Source organism: Thiosocius teredinicola (assembly GCF_002009425.1).
Lineage (GTDB): Bacteria > Pseudomonadota > Gammaproteobacteria > Chromatiales > Chromatiaceae > Thiosocius > Thiosocius teredinicola.
The window spans coordinates 4,361,003-4,377,265 of sequence record NZ_CP019936.1 but is presented as its reverse complement, the minus strand read 5'-3'; the positions used below and the strand labels follow the sequence as shown (position 1 = coordinate 4,377,265).

Annotated in this window: 15 protein-coding genes, 1 tRNA gene and 1 other RNA gene; 8 read left to right on the top strand and 9 right to left on the bottom strand. The window is 61.0% G+C overall.

The genetic code is table 11. The features are described from left to right. Positions 1 to 31 precede the first annotated feature (31 nt). Positions 32 to 1,069 (top strand): FemAB family XrtA/PEP-CTERM system-associated protein, encoded by a 1,038-nt coding sequence (locus B1781_RS20675; RefSeq protein WP_078121462.1) that lies wholly within the window; start codon positions 32 to 34, stop codon positions 1,067 to 1,069. 11 nt (positions 1,070 to 1,080) lie between these two features. Here B1781_RS20675 and B1781_RS20670 read toward each other — a convergent pair whose 3' ends face one another. From B1781_RS20670 to hemA, 8 genes are all read right to left on the bottom strand, one after another. After that, on the bottom strand, positions 1,081 to 2,112 hold the full coding sequence (locus B1781_RS20670) for a GGDEF domain-containing protein (protein WP_078121461.1): 1,032 nt from the start codon (positions 2,110 to 2,112) through the stop codon (positions 1,081 to 1,083). Between the two features lie 95 nt (positions 2,113 to 2,207). Further along, complete coding sequence (locus tag B1781_RS20665) at positions 2,208 to 2,807, bottom strand: class I SAM-dependent methyltransferase (protein WP_078121460.1); 600 nt, start codon at positions 2,805 to 2,807, stop codon at positions 2,208 to 2,210. Further along, a complete protein-coding gene (locus B1781_RS20660) occupies positions 2,800 to 3,366 on the bottom strand; it encodes a YqiA/YcfP family alpha/beta fold hydrolase (RefSeq protein ID WP_078121459.1) in 567 nt (188 codons plus the stop codon). Before B1781_RS20660 ends, B1781_RS20665 begins: the two co-directional genes overlap by 8 nt. Beyond that, entirely contained in the window at positions 3,363 to 4,115 is a 753-nt protein-coding gene (locus tag B1781_RS20655; protein WP_078121458.1) for a HesA/MoeB/ThiF family protein, read from the bottom strand. The genes B1781_RS20660 and B1781_RS20655 overlap by 4 nt, the downstream gene beginning before the upstream one ends. 62 nt (positions 4,116 to 4,177) lie before the next feature. Further along, positions 4,178 to 4,588 (bottom strand): hypothetical protein, encoded by a 411-nt coding sequence (locus B1781_RS20650; RefSeq protein ID WP_078121457.1) that lies wholly within the window; start codon positions 4,586 to 4,588, stop codon positions 4,178 to 4,180. A 64-nt stretch (positions 4,589 to 4,652) separates the two neighbouring features. Further along, positions 4,653 to 5,498, bottom strand: a complete 846-nt coding sequence (gene prmC, locus B1781_RS20645; protein ID WP_078121456.1) for a peptide chain release factor N(5)-glutamine methyltransferase — start codon at positions 5,496 to 5,498, stop codon at positions 4,653 to 4,655. Then, positions 5,495 to 6,574, bottom strand: coding sequence for a peptide chain release factor 1 (gene prfA, locus B1781_RS20640; RefSeq protein ID WP_078121455.1), 1,080 nt, complete (start codon positions 6,572 to 6,574; stop codon positions 5,495 to 5,497). Before prfA ends, prmC begins: the two co-directional genes overlap by 4 nt. Before the next feature lie 86 nt (positions 6,575 to 6,660). Continuing rightward, the gene (gene hemA, locus B1781_RS20635; protein ID WP_078122166.1) at positions 6,661 to 7,932 is read right to left on the bottom strand and encodes a glutamyl-tRNA reductase; all 1,272 of its coding nucleotides are present in this window, start codon (positions 7,930 to 7,932) and stop codon (positions 6,661 to 6,663) included. A 143-nt stretch (positions 7,933 to 8,075) separates the two neighbouring features. Between hemA and B1781_RS20630 the strand changes: the two genes are divergently transcribed. The 7 genes from B1781_RS20630 (at position 8,076) to pth (ending at position 13,387) form a co-directional block, all read left to right on the top strand. After that, the gene (locus tag B1781_RS20630; RefSeq protein ID WP_125932202.1) at positions 8,076 to 9,824 is read left to right on the top strand and encodes a tetratricopeptide repeat protein; all 1,749 of its coding nucleotides are present in this window, start codon (positions 8,076 to 8,078) and stop codon (positions 9,822 to 9,824) included. Further along, positions 9,824 to 10,678 (top strand): 4-(cytidine 5'-diphospho)-2-C-methyl-D-erythritol kinase, encoded by an 855-nt coding sequence (gene ispE, locus B1781_RS20625; RefSeq protein WP_078121453.1) that lies wholly within the window; start codon positions 9,824 to 9,826, stop codon positions 10,676 to 10,678. The genes B1781_RS20630 and ispE overlap by 1 nt, the downstream gene beginning before the upstream one ends. A gap of 7 nt (positions 10,679 to 10,685) precedes the next feature. Next, positions 10,686 to 10,760, top strand: a tRNA-Gln gene (locus B1781_RS20620). A gap of 28 nt (positions 10,761 to 10,788) precedes the next feature. Continuing rightward, positions 10,789 to 10,919: non-coding RNA, RtT sRNA (locus B1781_RS20615), on the top strand. Between the two features lie 141 nt (positions 10,920 to 11,060). Further along, complete coding sequence (locus B1781_RS20610) at positions 11,061 to 11,999, top strand: ribose-phosphate diphosphokinase (RefSeq protein WP_174575421.1); 939 nt, start codon at positions 11,061 to 11,063, stop codon at positions 11,997 to 11,999. A gap of 92 nt (positions 12,000 to 12,091) precedes the next feature. Continuing rightward, positions 12,092 to 12,727 carry a 50S ribosomal protein L25/general stress protein Ctc gene (locus B1781_RS20605; RefSeq protein WP_078121451.1) on the top strand — a complete coding sequence of 212 codons (636 nt, stop codon included), beginning with the start codon at positions 12,092 to 12,094 and terminating at the stop codon, positions 12,725 to 12,727. 81 nt (positions 12,728 to 12,808) lie between these two features. After that, on the top strand, positions 12,809 to 13,387 hold the full coding sequence (gene pth, locus B1781_RS20600) for an aminoacyl-tRNA hydrolase (protein ID WP_078121450.1): 579 nt from the start codon (positions 12,809 to 12,811) through the stop codon (positions 13,385 to 13,387). Between the two features lie 69 nt (positions 13,388 to 13,456). Here pth and B1781_RS20595 read toward each other — a convergent pair whose 3' ends face one another. Next, on the bottom strand, positions 13,457 to 16,225 hold the full coding sequence (locus B1781_RS20595) for an efflux RND transporter permease subunit (RefSeq protein ID WP_078121449.1): 2,769 nt from the start codon (positions 16,223 to 16,225) through the stop codon (positions 13,457 to 13,459). Between the last annotated feature and the right edge of the window lie 38 nt (positions 16,226 to 16,263).

Below are 16,263 nucleotides of genomic sequence, written 5' to 3'. Positions count from 1 at the left end.
CACGGTGAAGTTCGATACAAGCAGGTAACAGGTGGCAAACGAAATTCAGATCCGAGCGGCGACGGAGGTCGACGCGCAAGCCTGGGACGACTATGTGCTGGCCCATGCCGAGGGCACCTTCTTCCACCGCTACGGCTGGAAGCGCCTGATCGAGTCGAATTACCGCTACCCGGGTCACTACCTGCTGGCCGAACGCGATGGGGCCATTGTCGGTGTGTTTCCGCTCGGCGAGGTCAAGCACCTGCTGTTTGGCCACTCGCTGATCTCGGTGCCCTTCTGCGTCTATGGCGGTGTGCTGGCCGACGATGATGCGGCGCGTGAGGCGTTGGAACAGCGCGCCATGCAGCTTGCCCGGCAGCTGAAGGTCGATCACCTCGAGGCGCGCAACGAACGGCCGATGCGTGACGATTGGCTGCGCAAGGAAGGGCTGTACGTAACCTTCAAGCGCGAACTCAGCGCCGAGCACGATGAAAACATGCAGGCGATTCCGCGCAAGCAGCGCGCGATGGTGCGCAAGGGCATCAAGGCCGGCCTGGTCGGTGAACTCGACGACGGCATCGACAATCTGTACGAGGCCTACTCGCACAGCGTGCGCAATCTGGGTACGCCGGTGTTTCCCAAGAGCCACTTCGCCGCAATCCGCAAAGAGTTCGGCGACGATGTCGATGTCGTGACAATCTTTCACGAAGGGCAGGTGGTTGCGTCGGTAATGAACTACTACTTCCGCGACCAGGTGTTGCCGTTCTACGGCGGCGGCATCTCAGAGGCGCGCAACCTGGCGGCCAACGATTTCATGTACTGGGAAGTGATGCACCGTGCGGTCGAGCGCGGCTGCCGGGTATTCGATTTCGGACGCAGCAAGATCGATACGGGTTCGTACCGTTTCAAGAAACACTGGGGTTTCGAGCCGACGCCGCTGAACTACGAATACCATCTGGTCAAGGCGACCGAGATGCCCGACCTCAATCCGAACAACCCAAAGTATCGCCTGTTCATCAACGCGTGGAAGAAGCTGCCGGTTGGCGTCAGCCGTATCATCGGCCCCTGGCTGGCGCGCGGGTTGGCTTAGGTCCGGCCGGCTTACGAGGTGGCGACCGTTACCCGGTCACGACCATCGTTCTTCGACTGATACAGAGCACGGTCGGCACGTTCGATAAAGCGCTCGACGTCTTCATCCTGATTGAACGTGGCGACACCGGCCGAGATCGTGATCTGGCCGATCGGTTGCTTGGTGTCTGCGCGTACCAACTGCGCCTTGGATACCGCCTTGCGAATGACTTCGGCCACCGCCTCGGCACCTGCCAGCGGCGTGGCCGGCAGCAACACGGTGAATTCTTCGCCACCAAAGCGTGCCGCCGTGTCCTGACCTTTCACGTTGCGCTGCAGGATCTGCGCGACGAAACGGATCACGCGGTCTCCGATCAGGTGGCCGTGTTCGTCGTTGATGGTCTTGAAGCGGTCGATATCCAGCATGATGATCGACAAGGGCTCATCGTTGCTGATTTCGCCAGTGGCCGCCTGCAGCTTTTCCATCAGGGCGAAGCGGTTGTACAGGCCGGTCAGGGGATCGGTCAGCGCGCGTGCGCGCTCCTGCTTCAATTGCTCGCGAAGCTCCTGGACCTCGCAGCTCTTGGTTTCGAAGTTCGCCTGGATGCTGCTGGTGGTTTTACGCATCGCGCGCGTCTCATCGACCAGCGTTTCGAGCAGTTTGCGGATCTCACCCAGATCATCTTTCTTCGAAACGTCCTCGGCGATCTCGATCAAGGCCCCTTCGAACGCACCGGCGTCGTTGCTGGCGCTGCTCAGCGAAGAGCCGACCTCTTCGATGATGGTGCTCAGGTCGGTGCCCACGCGTTCGATATTGTCGAGGTCCATCTCGGCGACGAACTGGCGGTAGAGTTGCGCGTTCAGTGCCGGTGTGAAGGCCTTGCCTTCGGCGATCAGCGCATCGATCTCGGCCTTGAGTGCCGGATGGTCGCCGCTGACGTAGGTGTACCAGATGGCGTAGTTGTGGGGGGTTGCAGGGACTTTATGTCGCGACAGCAGCGGTATGACCAGTCTGAGATATTCGGCCGCGGTGTCTACATTCAGGTCACTCGCATTAAGGCTCATCGATGCGCTCCCTCTAGACGCTTACTTCATTCCGTATCCAATGGCGGGTTTATCGGACCCGCAGCGGCGGAACTTGAATCCTTTTTTCTCATTATTTATTTCTTGACGGCCAGGGCTACCGTGTATTGCTTTCCTTGCTTGATCTTGCGGTGGTTATTGAATATTTCCTCAAAACTACGGGCGATAAACTGGCGCAGCCCGCTGATCACGACTACATAAAAACGACCGCCCGGTTCAAGGTGTTCATAGATGTCGTTAAAGAATAAATAGTAGTGCTCTTTGCTCGTTTTCGCCGGTAGATTGGTGACCGCCAATGTGAACGATTGATCAGGTATATGTTTAAGGCCGTCGCTCAACATGGCGTGCGCGTTGTTGATGTGATTGCGCTTGGCATTGGCGTTGGCGTATTCGACGGCGACAAAATCTTTGTCGACCATCAGACAGGCGCCTTCGGGCGCCGACTTGGCGATCGCCAGACCCAGTGGTCCGTAGCCGCAGCCCAGGTCGATCGCGCGATCGTCGGGCCTGACCTCGAGGTGGTCCAGTAGCAGGCGGCTGCCTTCGTCGATGCCTTTGGGTGAGAACAATCCCCAGGTGGTGTGGAACGTCAAATCGTGACCGAGCAGGTTGTCGCTGAACACGATGTCCTGGCGCAGCCGGTCGAGGTCGAGTGGGGGTCTGGGTTTCTTAGCCATGTGCCTTGGTTTGTTCGTCCAGCCACGCGGTGATGCGCGGCAGATGGGCTTGCAGGTGTTCGAACCGGTGGCTGCCGCCTTCGGTCACGTCGATGTCTTTATCCGCGTAGAACGCCTGGGCGAGGCGGTAGTCGAGTACCTCGTCGGCGGTCTGCAGCAGCACAAGATAGCGTTCGTCGTCGCCCAGGCTGTCGCGACGCATGTCGATCAGGGTCTGCAGGAACGCGGGTATCACGCGAAACCGCATGCCGTCGCACCAACGCTGGTGTTCTCCCAGGTAGTCGTGCAGTAGCGCATGCGGCTCGATGGCCGGGTTGATCAACACGGTCGGCAGTGGCCTTTCGGCGTTCAGATAGGTGGCGTAGTAGCCGCCCAGCGATGAGCCGACCACGGCCTTGACGGCGTAGCGGTCGATCAAGTCGCGCAGGTGAGCGATCGCGCGTTCGGGGCAGAACGGCAGATCCGGCGCGATCACGTGCTCGATGCCGAAGTGACGGCGCAGGGTTAGCGACTTGTCGCCCCAGCCGCAGCTGCCGAAACCGTGGATGAACAGAATCATGCCGTGTGCTGCTGGCCGCACACCGGGCAATTCGGGTCGGCGCGCAGGCGCAGTTCGCGCCACTGCATACGCAGTGCATCGAGGATCAACAGGCGGCCGGTGAGCGTCTCGCCGACCCCGGTGATCAGCTTGATCGCCTCGAGCGCCTGCATCGCGCCGATGATGCCGACCAGTGGAGCAATCACGCCGTTTTCACTGCAACGCAGATCCTGTTCACCGTCTTCGGTATACAGGCAGCGGTAGCAGGGCTCGCCGGGTTTGCCGGAAAACACGCTGATCTGCGCGTCCCAGCGGATTGCAGCGCCAGAAACCAACGGTGTCTGTGTGTCGTGGCAGGCGGCGTTGACCGCGAACCGGGTGTCGAAGTTGTCGCTGCAATCGAGTACCACGTCGGCCGCTGCGACGGCCTCGTGCAAGGTGTCGCCCGACAGGCGCTGTTTGCTCGGCAGCACGTGCGTGCTCGGGTTGAGGCCGTTCAGGGTGAGCGCTGCGGATTCGACCTTGGACATACCGATGCGGTCGGTGGTGTGTATCACCTGACGCTGCAGGTTGCTCAGGTCGACCTCGTCGTCGTCGACAAGGTGCAGCGTGCCGACGCCGGCGGCGCCGAGATACATCGCGACCGGTGAACCGAGCCCGCCGAGGCCGATCACCAAGGCCCGGGCATCGAGTAATCGTTGCTGACCCTCGACGCTGAGTTCGGGCAGCAGTATCTGTCGGCTGTAGCGCAGCAGCGCGTCGTCATCCATCGTTCAATGATTCCGTGCGCGGTGCGGTGGTTCTGCCGACGCTCAGCGGCGGCGGATATTGCTCAGAGATAGCGGCGCCAATGGTCGGGACGGTCGTCCTGGCAGCCGTGATCGCGTTTCTGGTAGCGGCTGACGAACACCTTCTGCGTGCAGTTGGCGTCGCCTTTGGCGCAGCCGAGATTGGCCCGCTGGGTTTCTTCGGTGTAGTGATACAGCGCACGGCGGATTTTGGTGGTCAGTCGGTTATCCAGGTGAAAGCCGTTTTGTTCGAGGAATTGCTCGATGTCGGCTAGGCAGATCGCCAGTAGATGATACGAGATCTGCAAGGTGCTCGGGCTGATGACCTCGACGTTCTGGATGCCTTCGATGTCGACGAGCAAGACGGCGGCGGATCCGGCCTGGTTGGGGTCGGGGTGGAGAGTGCAGAATGCGACTTCGCGCCGCTTGAACAGGCTGCTGCCTTGATCGTCCATTTGGCCAATGCTGTGCCGAAAGGCGCTGGTGGTCAAGGGTAGCGTGGACGGAAGCGGACCGGTGTCAGCTTTGGCGCTGTCCTCCCGATACGCGCGCGTTTCCCGCCAGATCGCGATTCCCGGTGACTGCACGGTAGGCGTATTGGTGCAGCAGCCCGGCCACCGCGTCGCCCTGGTCATAGCCGTGTTCCAGCCACAGCCAGCCCTCGGGCTTCAGATAGGTGGCGGCGTGGGCGACGAGATGGCGGATATCGTCCAGTCCGTCAGCGCCCGAGACCAGGGCCTCGCGTGGTTCGAAGCGCACGTCGCCGTGCGCCAGGTGCGGATCGCGTTCGGCAATATAAGGCGGATTGCTGACGATGGCGTCGAACCGCGAACCGGCGGGCAGTGCATTGAACCAGTCGCCGTGCAGCAAGCTGACGTTCTTAAGCTGCAGGCGTTCGAGATTGCGGCGGGCGACGTCCAGGGCGGCGACCGAGCGATCGACGGCAGTGATCTGCCAGCGCGGCCGTTCATAGGCGATAGCCAGGGCTATTGCGCCGCTGCCGGTGCCCAGGTCGAGCACTGCGGCTTCCTCAGGCAGGTCCGCTTGCAACACGGTTTCGATGAGTAGCTCGGTCTCTGGCCGGGGTATCAGGGTGTCGGTACTCACCTCGAGTTCGAGTGCCCAGAACGCGCGCCGGCCTGTGAGGTGGGCAACCGGGTGCCCGGCGGCGCGTTGTTCGATCAGTTGCTCGAAAACCGCCTGTGCAGTGGCCGGCAGTGGGTCGTCGGCGTGGGCGTACAGCCAGCTGCGATCCTTCTCCAGCACGTGCGCCAGCAGTACCTGGGCGTCGAGCAACGGTTGCTCGGCCGCACTGCCGAGCCGCTCGGCGTTTAGCCGCAGATGCTCTCGAATGGTTTGGCTCATTCGTCGCCGAGGCTGGCGAGCAGCTCGGCCTGGTATTCGTGGCGTAGTGGTTCGACCACGTGGTCGAGCCCGCCCTCCATGATCTCGTCGAGCTTGTACAGCGTCAGGTTGATGCGGTGATCGGTCAGCCGGTTCTGCGGGAAGTTGTAGGTGCGGATACGTTCCGAGCGGTCGCCGCTGCCGACCTGCAGGCGACGGTCTTCGGCGCGCGTGGCCGCGGCATCGGCCTGTGCCGCGGCCAGCAGCTTGGACTGCAGCAACGACATCGCGCGTGCCTTGTTCTTGTGTTGCGATCGCTCGTCCTGGCATTCGACGACGACACCGGTCGGCAGGTGGGTGATGCGCACGGCCGAATCGGTGGTGTTGACGTGCTGACCGCCCGCACCGGATGAGCGGTAGGTGTCGATGCGCAGATCGTTGGGGTTGATGTCGAACTCGTCGACCGTTTCGGCCTCCGGCAGTATCGCCACCGTGCACGCCGAGGTATGGATGCGGCCCTGTGATTCGGTTTCGGGCACGCGCTGCACGCGGTGTGCGCCGGACTCGAACTTCAAGCGCGAATAAACGCCCTGGCCGATGATCCTGACGACGACCTCTTTGTATCCGCCGAGTTCGCCGGCACTCTCGCTGATCATCTCGGTCTTCCAGCGATTCTGTTCGGCGTAGCGCAGGTACATGCGTAGCAGGTCGGCCGCGAACAGCGCCGCCTCGGCGCCGCCGGTGCCGGCACGTACTTCGAGATAGACGTTGCGCTCGTCGTTGGGATCGCGCGGCAATAGCAGACGTTGCAGTTCGGGTTCGAGTGTCGCCAGCGTTTCGCGCGCCTCGCCGATCGCGTCTTCGGCCAACTCGGCCATCTCCGGATCGTTCAGCATCTCTTCGGCGCTGTGCAGTTCCGATTCGGCATCGATGAACTTCTGATAGGCCTGGCTGACCGGCTCGATCTGCGCGTATTCCTGGCTCAGGCCGCGGAACTGGTTGTTGTCCGCCTGAACGGCAGGCTCGGCCAGCAGGGCTGTGATCTCATGGAAGCGATCGTTGATGTGTTCGAGTTTGCTACGGATGCTGGCTTTCATGGCTCGGCGGATACGGGGTGAGGGTGATGATGGCGGTAGAAGGTTGCGCTGCTGTCGGTGCAGCGCCGCTAGCGTGCTGAGCGCAGCTAATCCTTACCCGGCTTGCCGTGTCCCAGTTGGAACAAGGCGTTGGCCGCCTCGAGCAGTTCGTGGCGCCCCAGGCTGCCCGCCTCGCGCAGTTGGGTGCTGGGCGTGTGCAACAGCTTGTTGGTCAGTGTTTGGGCGAGGAATGCCAGCACCTCTTCCGGCGGTTTGCCGCCTTCGAGCATTCGCAGGGCCTTGGCCAGCACTTCGTCGCGTACGTTGCAGGCCTGTTTGCGGTAGTCCTGGATCAGGCTGACGGCATCGAGTGAGCGCATCCAGCCGAGGAACTCATCGACCTGAAAGCGGATGATTTCTTTGGCCTGCTCGGCGGCTTCCTGGCGGGAGCGCAGATTGCCTTGAATGACCTCGTCGAGATCGTCCACGGTGTACAGGTAGACGTCATCGAGCGATGCCACCTCGGCCTCGATATCGCGCGGTACGGCGATGTCCACCATGAAGATGGGCTGGTGGCGACGCTTCTTCAGTGCACTTTCGACCGTGCCTTTGCCGAGTATGGGCACCGGGCTGGCGGTCGATGCGATCACGATGTCTGCTTCGGGCAGGTGGGTCGGAATCTCGGTAAGACCGATCGCATAGGCATCGAACTGGGTGGCCAGTTCTTGCGCATTGGCGATCGTGCGGTTGGCGACGATCAGTCGGCCGATGCCGTTCTGCACCAGATGCCGCGCGGCCAGTTCGACGGTTTCACCGGCGCCGATCAACATCGCCGTCTGCTGCGACAGGTCGGCGAAGATCTGGCGCGCGAGGCTGACCGCGGCGAACGCCACCGATACCGGGCTGTCGCCGATCGCGGTATCGGTGCGCACCTGCTTGGCCGTGGTGAACGCATGCTGGAACAGGCGGGTAAGCATCTTGCCGGTACGACCGGCATCGCTTGCCGTCTGGAAGGCCGATTTCACCTGACCGAGGATCTGCGGCTCGCCCAGTACCAGCGAATCCAGTCCACTCGCCACCGACAACAGGTGCCCGATTACATGACGTTCTTCATGGACGTACAGGTAAGGTGAGATATCCTCCACCGCCAGGCCATGGAACTCGGCGAGCCATTCGCGGGTCGTTTCCTGTGCATCGGCATCGGCGTGGCAGTACACCTCGGTGCGGTTGCAGGTCGACAGGATGACCGCCTCGTGTACGCCGGCAAGTTCAGTCAGACTGCGCAACGCCGCGACGATGATATCCGGGCCGAACGTCAGGCGTTCGCGGATATTTACCGGCGCGGTTGTATGGTTGAGTCCGATGGCAAGCAGGGGCATGACGGCCGTCACGGCTTTCGTTAAGGGAATAGAAATTTTGAGATATCAAAGGGTTGAATGCAAGCAACAGACGCGCTTTCGTCGCCTCCGGCAGGCGGCTTTAACCATTCCCGTGCACCCGCCTATCCGTTAATCTAAGCGCCGTGAATAAACCATTATTGATCATCGGCTTGGCATGCCTATTCGCCGCCCAGGGCTGTCAGTCGCTCAAGCAGAAAGACGCGGCGGCGTCGGATGTCGAACCGGCGGGTGAAAAGCGCGCCGTCGTGCTGCCGTTTCCCGAACCGGAATCGGTCAAGCGGGAACTCGACGAAGACCTGGTGTACAGCTACCTGGTTGGTGAGATCGGCGCCCATCGCGGCGAGCTTCGGCTGGCGCAGAACCACTATCAGCACGCCGCCATCCTGGCGCGCGATGCCTATGCGGCGGAACGGGCGACACGCATAGCGCTCCATCTGAAGGACTACCCCGGCGGCCTGGCGGCGGTTCGTCGCTGGGTCGAGCTGGCACCGAATTCGGTCTCGGCACGTCAATTGGCATCGATACTGTTCCTGCGTAACCAGCAGCCTGACAAGGCCGCTGAACATCTCGACGCCCTGATCAAGATCGCCGATGCCTACGGTGACGATGGATTCCTGCAGGCCGCAAGTGCGCTGAGCGTTGAGAGCGATCGAGATGCGGCCGAGCAGTTGATGAAGGGCCTGCACGAGCGCCATCCGGACGACGTGCGATCGCTGTACGCCCTGGCCGTGCTGGAAACCGCGCATCGCGAGTTCGCCACGGCCGAGACCCGTTTGCGGGCCGTCATCGAGCGCAAGCCGGATTGGGAACAACCGCGGGTGCTGCTGGCGCGCGTGCTGGTGGCGCAAAGCCAGCGCGACAAGGCACTCGAACTGCTGGGCGAGAGCGTCAAGAGCTACCCCGACAGCGAGCTGCTGCGCACGACCTATGCGCGCATGCTGGTCGATGCGAGCGACTACAAGCGCGCGCTCGAGCAGTTCCGCGCGTTGCACGAACTGAAGCCGAAGGATGACGAAATCGCTTTCGGCTACGCCATGTTGGCGACTCAGCAGGAGGCGTGGGACGAAGCCCGCCCGCTGTGGCAGAAGCTGCGTAGCAATCCCGAACGACGCGACGAGGCGGCCTATTACCTTGCGCAGATCGAGGAGCAGGCCGGCAACGACGACCTCGCCGTCGGCTTGTACCGCACCGTTCGCGGAGGCGATCTGAAGGTCGATGCGGTGATCCGTGCCTCACAGATTCTGGCGCGCACCGCCCGTCTGGGCGAGGCACGCGAGACCCTGCAACAGGCACGTATCGCCAACCCGGATCGGGCCGCCGATCTGTACGTGGCGGAAACTCAGTTGGCGCAGAAGCACGGCAGCCGCGAAGATGCCTTGGCCTTGTACGAGCAGGCGCTGAAGACGTTCCCGGCGAATCACGACCTGCGCTACAACCGTGCGCTGTACGTCGTTGAGCTCGGCGATTTCGCCTGGATGGAGCGCGATCTGCGCATGATCCTCGCCGAAGACCCCGACCATGCCGACGCGCTCAATGCCTTGGGTTACACCATGGCCGACCGCAACGAGCGGCTCGACGAGGCGTTCGCCTACGTGGCCCGCGCGCTCAAACTGCGTCCCGACAATCCGGCTGTGCTCGATAGCATGGGTTGGGTGTTGTATCGCAAAGGCGATCTCGAGCAGGCGACCAAGTACCTCAAGCGGGCGTTGGAGATCGTCAAAGACGACGAAATCGCAGCGCACCTCGGTGAGGTGCTGTGGGTCAGCGGCCAAAAAGAAGACGCCCAGGCCGTGTGGCGCGATGCCTTGGTGCATACGCCCGACAGCGACAAGGTGAAGTCGGCGATCGAGAGGCTAGACGCCGATATTTGATGAGTCAGACGACGACCTGGCCGGCTCCGGCAAAACTCAACCTGTTGTTGCGGATCGTCGGTCGGCGTGCGGATGGCTACCATCTGTTGCAGACCGTCTTCCAGTTCATTGACCTTTGCGATGAGCTGACCTTCTCGGTGCGCGAAGACGGCCGGGTTCATCGCCTCAGCGAGCTCGCCGGTGTCGCCGCCGGGAACGACCTCGTGGTCAGAGCCGCACACTTGCTGCAGCAGGAAACCGGCTGTCGCCTGGGTGCCGATATTGATGTCACCAAGCGCATCCCGATGGGCGGTGGACTCGGTGGCGGGAGTTCGGACGCCGCAACCACGCTGGTTGCGCTGAATCACCTGTGGCGACTTGGGCTCGATCACGAGCGGCTTGCCGAGCTGGGATTGCAGCTGGGGGCGGACGTACCGATCTTCGTGCGCGGACGCGCCGCGTGGGCGGAAGGCGTCGGCGAAGCTTTCACCGATATCGAGCCAGAGATGCCCGTCTACCTCGTGTTGGCGCCGCCGGTACACGTCGACACCGGCAAAGTGTTCCAAGACCCGGAATTGACAAGGAATTCTGACAGAATCACAATACGCGACTTTCTCGCCGGGGAACATGGCAACGACTGTCTTGCCGTGGTGCGCAAGCGCTACCCCGCGATCGCTCAAGTCTTTGACTGGCTTGACGAAAAAGCAAGCGCGAGGATGACCGGAACGGGCGCATGCCTGTTTGCAGCATGCGCCGACCGCAGCGCCGCAGAAACACTGCTGGCAGCGCGACCGGCCGGGGTCGAGGGTTTTGTGGTTCAAGGTTTGAACCGTTCGCCGCTGCTGGATGCACTGCATCGCGCGCGAGCAGATTGAAGTTTATTGGGGCGTGGCCAAGCGGTTAAGGCACCGGACTTTGACTCCGGCATCCCAGGTTCGAATCCTGGCGCCCCAGCCATAATTGATAGACCGCGAAGCGGTCGGGCACCAGGGGTGTCGGCGCCAGGGTGAGAACCGTAGAGGTTCGACGCCGGCGCGCAGCGCCAAGAACGTCGCGCGAAGCGCGGCGGCCCGAAGGGCGAGGGCGAAAGCCCGAGTAATCCTGGCGCCCCAGCCATAATTGAAGGAACGCGAAGCGGCACGGAAGACGCCATGAGCCGCCAAGGTGTTGGCACAAAGACGAATACCTGTAAAGTTGCCGAAAGGCAGCTTTTTTTGTCGCCGAAACAGACGGGAGTTCTCAGTGTCCAGCAGCGGCATGATGGTTTTTTCTGGTAACGCCAATCCGCAGTTGACTACGGATATCGCGAGCTACCTGGATATCCCGCTGGGGAAAGCGGCGGTAGGCCAGTTTAGTGACGGCGAGTCGATGGTCGAGATCCAGGAGAATGTTCGCGGTCGTGACGTATTCGTTGTACAGCCGACCTGCGAGCCCACCAACGACAACCTGATGGAGTTGTTGGTGATGATCGACGCTCTGCGCTGGTCGTCGGTGCGGCGGGTGACAGCGGTGATACCGTATTTCGGCTATGCCCGCCAGGATCGCCGGCCACGCTCGGCGCGCGTGCCGATTACGGCGCGCCTGGCGGCGAAGATGATTGGCACTGCAGGCGCCGACCGGGTGCTGACGATGGATCTGCATGCAGACCAGATCCAGGGCTTTTTCGATATCCCGGTCGACAATGTCTACGCCTCGCCGATATTGCTGGGCGACATCTGGCGGCAGAAGTATCCCGACCTGATGGTGGTATCGCCGGATGTCGGCGGCGTGGTGCGCGCCCGGGCCTTGGCGAAGCGCCTGGATGACGCCGACCTGGCGATTATCGACAAGCGCCGACCGAAGGCGAATGTGGCGCAGGTCATGAACATCATCGGTGATGTTCGAGGTCGCACCTGTGTGCTGGTGGACGACCTGGTCGACACCGCAGGCACGCTGTGCAAGGCGGCCGGCGCTTTGAAAGATGCGGGTGCTGCGAAGGTGGTGGCGTACTGTACCCACCCGGTGCTGTCGGGGCCGGCCGTCACCAACATCGAAGCATCGCGCCTGGATGAATTGGTGGTCACGTCGACGATACCGCTGCGCGAAGAGGCGGCGGCGTGCCAGAAGATCCGTCAGCTATCGATCGCCGGCCTGCTGGCCGAATCGATCCGACGGATCAACAACGAGGAATCGGTGAGTTCGCTGTTTGTGGACTGACCCGGGGGCATTGTCCCCAAATTGGCTGCATCCGGATCATGCCTGGTCGCGGGCCCCGGATGTGAGTTTTTACTTAAATTGAGAAACGTGACATGCAAGAGAATTTTGAAATCAACGCAGTGTCCCGTAGCGATCAAGGCAAAGGTGCGAGCCGCCGCCTGCGTCGCGAGGGCATGGTACCGGGCATCATCTACGGGGGTGGCAAAGACCCTGAGATGATCGCTACCAAACACAACGAGCTGATCCAGCACCTGGACCACGAAGCGTTCTATTCACACATCCTGAAAGTGAATGTAAACGGCACCGCGCAGAAGGTTGTGCTGAAAGACCTGCAACGTCATCCGGCCAAGCCGTTCGTTACCCACCTGGATCTGCTGCGCGTCGCCGATAGCGACCGCATCAAGATGAACGTGCCGCTGCACTTCCTGAACGAAGAGACATCGCCTGGTGTGAAAGCGGGTGGCCAGGTATCGCACACGTTGACCGACGTCGAGATCATCTGCGAAGCGAAGAACCTGCCCGAGTACATCGAGATCGATCTCGGTGGCATGGAAATCGGCGACATTGTGCATCTCACCGATATCAAACTGCCGGAAGGCGTCGAGCTGGTTGCTCTGACGCACGGCGACGTCGAAGAGCACAATGAGGCAGTTGTCTCTATTCACGCTGCACGCGGTGGCGCTTCGGCCGAAGAAGGCGAAGAGGGCGAAGGCGAAGAAACCGAATAACGGTTTATTCGTTAACGCTGGCTGCTTAGGCAGCGACGAACGGCGGCCTCGTGCCGCCGTTTTGTTTAGCGGAGAAGGTTCATGCCTGCGATCAAATGCGTGGTGGGGCTCGGCAACCCGGGCCCGAAGTACGCCGAGACACGACATAACGCCGGATTCTGGCTGGTGGATGAGCTGGCACGGGCGCACGGTGACACGTTGCGGGCAGAGAAGAAGTTTTCTGCCGAGGTGGGGCGAATCGCTACGCCTGCTGGCGATTGCTGGCTGCTCAAGCCGATGACCTATATGAATCACAGTGGGCGTTCGGTCAGCGCTTTTGCAAGCTTCTACCGCATCGCGCCGTCCGAGATTCTGGTGGCCTATGATGAACTCGACCTTGATCCCGGCGTGGTTCGTTTGAAGGTCGGCGGCGGCCATGGCGGACACAACGGCATGCGCGATATCTGTTCCGCACTGGGCACGAAGGACTTCAACCGGATACGGATCGGTATCGGCCACCCCGGCCACAAGGACGCAGTCGTCGACTATGTGCTATCGCGACCGGGTAAACAGGATCAGGCCGCGATTGAAACCGCGATCGATCAGGTCATGCGTCACTGGGAGCTGATACAGGGCGGCGACGCACAGAAGGCGATGAACTCATTGCATGCCGCAACCTGACGGCGCGGCCTTGAAGAGCTGATTTAGAAGAATGCCCCGGCTAGCCCGGGGCATTTTCTTTGACGGTGGTCAGTGATTGCCGAAGACGTACTTCGGCTTGAACAGATAGACCATCAGCGGCAACAGCATCAGAGCGGTGAATACATCGATGAACAGTGCTGAACCGATATACACCGCGAGCCCCCAGGTGTTGGCGAGCGTCGTGCCCACCAGCGGGATAAAGCTGCCGAGCAGCACGACGATCGATACGATGACCGCTGACCCCGTGGTGTTCTGGGTGTTACGCAATGCGGTCATCCAGTTGCCGCCGGTAGCCAGCATTTCCTCGCGCAGTCGCGACACCATGTAGATACCGTAGTCGACACCCAAGCCCATGGCGATCGACAACGTGACCAGCAGGTGAAACGCCAGGTTGCCCGACCAGTTCTCGACCGCGGTGAAGTAACCGCCGAGACCGTATTGCGCAAATAGGGTGATCAGCAACGTCACTGTCAGCAGACCCGACACGAGAACCGAGCGGAACATCAGGGCAGCGATAATGAAGATCGCCAACGCCGTCTGCATGGGGCTCAACAGCCAGTTGTCCATGGCCACTTCGCGGGTCGCCTCGGTTGCGCCGAGGAAGCCGCCGATGCCGGGCCGCACATACTCTGGCCCGTCAGTGGCCAGTGCATTGGTATCTCCGGATTTATCGGCGTTACGCAGACCGAAATTGACCTTTGCGAAACCGGGGTCGTTCTTGTGGTCTTCGATGTACTGCTGGATGTCCATCGTGACCTGGTGTGTCTCGACCGGGTCCATCGTATTGATGAACCCGAGGATCACACCCTCGTTCCAGGTTTCGGTGTTGACGAACGAGTCCATGTCTCCGGCCGACGTCATCGCCTCGAGCAGGCCGTTGTACATCTGGACGATCTCGTTCGGGCTGCGGTCGTCGTCCGGGTTGATGGCCAGCAGGTAATCCTTGTTGGGCACGGCCAAATCACTGAGCTTGGTCGGCTCACCGGGTTCGGCCGTCAACAGCATGTTGACCAATCGGACGTACTGCGTGTACGAGCCGGTGTAGCCGATGAACTCATGGTTGCGCATCCATGTTTCCATCTTCTCCATGTCGGTGTGCAACTCGACATCGTTGAACACGCCCTGCGGTCCGCAGGCTTCGCTGTCCCAGCAACTCATCTCTGTCTTGTACTTCTGGCAGAGCTGCAGTTTTTCGGTGCGGTCTTCGACGTCGTAGATCGACTCGGGGAAGTAGTCATCGATACATCCGGGCAAGTTCTCGACTTTCCCACGGATGGGAATCGATACCGAGATAACGCCCGGCATGATCTCGTTGAGCTGAACCAGGTCCTTCCATGTGGGTGAGTTGCCCTTGAATGCGGCGCGGGCATAGTTGATGCCCTTTTCCACGCCCGGCATGTAGTCGCCTTCTACTGCGAGCTTAACGCCGTCTTCCGGGATGCCCTTCCAGTTCATCAGGTTGGTGTAGTAGGTCGAGCCGACAAACACCAGCAACACCACGCCGATCGGCACCCATTTGCCAGGTCCCGAAATCAGGCGGGTAAGGAAGCCACCGACCCCGGTCTCCCAGCCGTGGCTCTCCATCGTCTTGCACGATTCCTGAGACGGCGGGAACACCGTCAACAGCAACGGGATCAGGGTGGTTGTGGTCAGCAGCAGGGTGAGCATGCCGAACACGCCGAAGTAGGCGTAGTCTTTGTAGAACGAGATGTCGACGCTGGCGAGTGTGGCGAAGCCGACCATGTCCGTCACGATCGACAGCGTGGCGGGGACGATCGTATGGCGGATCGCTTCGCGCGCGGCCTGCATGCAATCGCCGCGCTGCCCATGCTCAAGCAGGAAGCGGCGCGTCACCTGCACCGAGTGCCCGATACCGATGGCGAGCAGCAGCATCGGTGTCAGCACCATCATCGTGGTCAGCTTGAACGCCGTAAAGCCCATCAGGCCCAAAGTCATAGCGATCGTCATGCCGACGCCAATCAACGGAAACGCGGCGCCGCGCCAATCGCGAAACTCCAGCCACAACACCGCAATAACGATCGCGATCGAGATGGCGAACAACCACCAGTGATCGACCAGGTCCGCGAGCATCCAGGCGAGGAAGTAGGGTTCGCCGGCGACCAGCAACTCGATGCGCTCGTCCTGGGCGTACTCGTCCATCATCGACCGGACTTCGCGCACCCACGGCAGGTACATTTCCTTGACGTCGTCGGTGTAGTCCGCGATGACGTAAGCGGCTTTGGCGATGCAGCTGTCCTTATCGTAGTCTTCGTACGCGCAGCGGTTGCCGTCTTTGTCCCACATCGACACCAGCATCGGCGCCATGACGGGGTTGGTCTTCACACCTTCGCGCAGAAACGCGAGCTGCTCTTTCGCGATCTCGGGATCGTCGCTGATACCTTCGGTAGGGATCAGACGTTTGAACACCAGACCGTTTTCGTCGGTGCCCATGTACTTGATCTTTTGCGCGGCGATATCGATGAAATTCGCCGGGCGAGAATGCGGTAGGGCTTCCAGCTTGTTATGGATGTCCTGGATCTTGTTGATGAACCAGGGTTGCCAGATATCGCCTTCTTTGACCTTCAATGCGAAAACCATCAGGTTGCCCATGCCGAAGTTCTTTTCGGCATAAAGGTTCGTGGCAACGTAGCGATTGGTCTCGGGAAGCAGGGTGTCGGGATCGTTACGCACATCCATATCGGGGATGAAGATCGCGCCGACGATGCTGGCAATCAAAAGCAGGATGATGATCGGCCAGCGAAAACTTAAAACGAAATCAGCGTAAGCGTTGGCCCAGCGGTTCTCTTTGATGGTCATGGCTAATAGCTCGGCTTGGTGTGAGGTAGCGCCAAAAA

Coding starts and splice junctions, on each gene's coding strand:
- B1781_RS20670 (WP_078121461.1), bottom strand. CDS start 2,112: ATGAGCCTTAATGCGAGTGACCTGAATGTAGACACCGCGGCCGAATAT.
- B1781_RS20665 (WP_078121460.1), bottom strand. CDS start 2,807: ATGGCTAAGAAACCCAGACCCCCACTCGACCTCGACCGGCTGCGCCAG.
- B1781_RS20660 (WP_078121459.1), bottom strand. CDS start 3,366: ATGATTCTGTTCATCCACGGTTTCGGCAGCTGCGGCTGGGGCGACAAG.
- B1781_RS20655 (WP_078121458.1), bottom strand. CDS start 4,115: ATGGATGACGACGCGCTGCTGCGCTACAGCCGACAGATACTGCTGCCC.
- B1781_RS20650 (WP_078121457.1), bottom strand. CDS start 4,588: ATGGACGATCAAGGCAGCAGCCTGTTCAAGCGGCGCGAAGTCGCATTC.
- prmC (WP_078121456.1), bottom strand. CDS start 5,498: ATGAGCCAAACCATTCGAGAGCATCTGCGGCTAAACGCCGAGCGGCTC.
- prfA (WP_078121455.1), bottom strand. CDS start 6,574: ATGAAAGCCAGCATCCGTAGCAAACTCGAACACATCAACGATCGCTTC.
- hemA (WP_078122166.1), bottom strand. CDS start 7,932: ATGCCCCTGCTTGCCATCGGACTCAACCATACAACCGCGCCGGTAAAT.
- ispE (WP_078121453.1), top strand. CDS start 9,824: ATGAGTCAGACGACGACCTGGCCGGCTCCGGCAAAACTCAACCTGTTG.
- B1781_RS20610 (WP_174575421.1), top strand. CDS start 11,061: ATGATGGTTTTTTCTGGTAACGCCAATCCGCAGTTGACTACGGATATC.
- B1781_RS20605 (WP_078121451.1), top strand. CDS start 12,092: ATGCAAGAGAATTTTGAAATCAACGCAGTGTCCCGTAGCGATCAAGGC.
- pth (WP_078121450.1), top strand. CDS start 12,809: ATGCCTGCGATCAAATGCGTGGTGGGGCTCGGCAACCCGGGCCCGAAG.
- B1781_RS20595 (WP_078121449.1), bottom strand. CDS start 16,225: ATGACCATCAAAGAGAACCGCTGGGCCAACGCTTACGCTGATTTCGTT.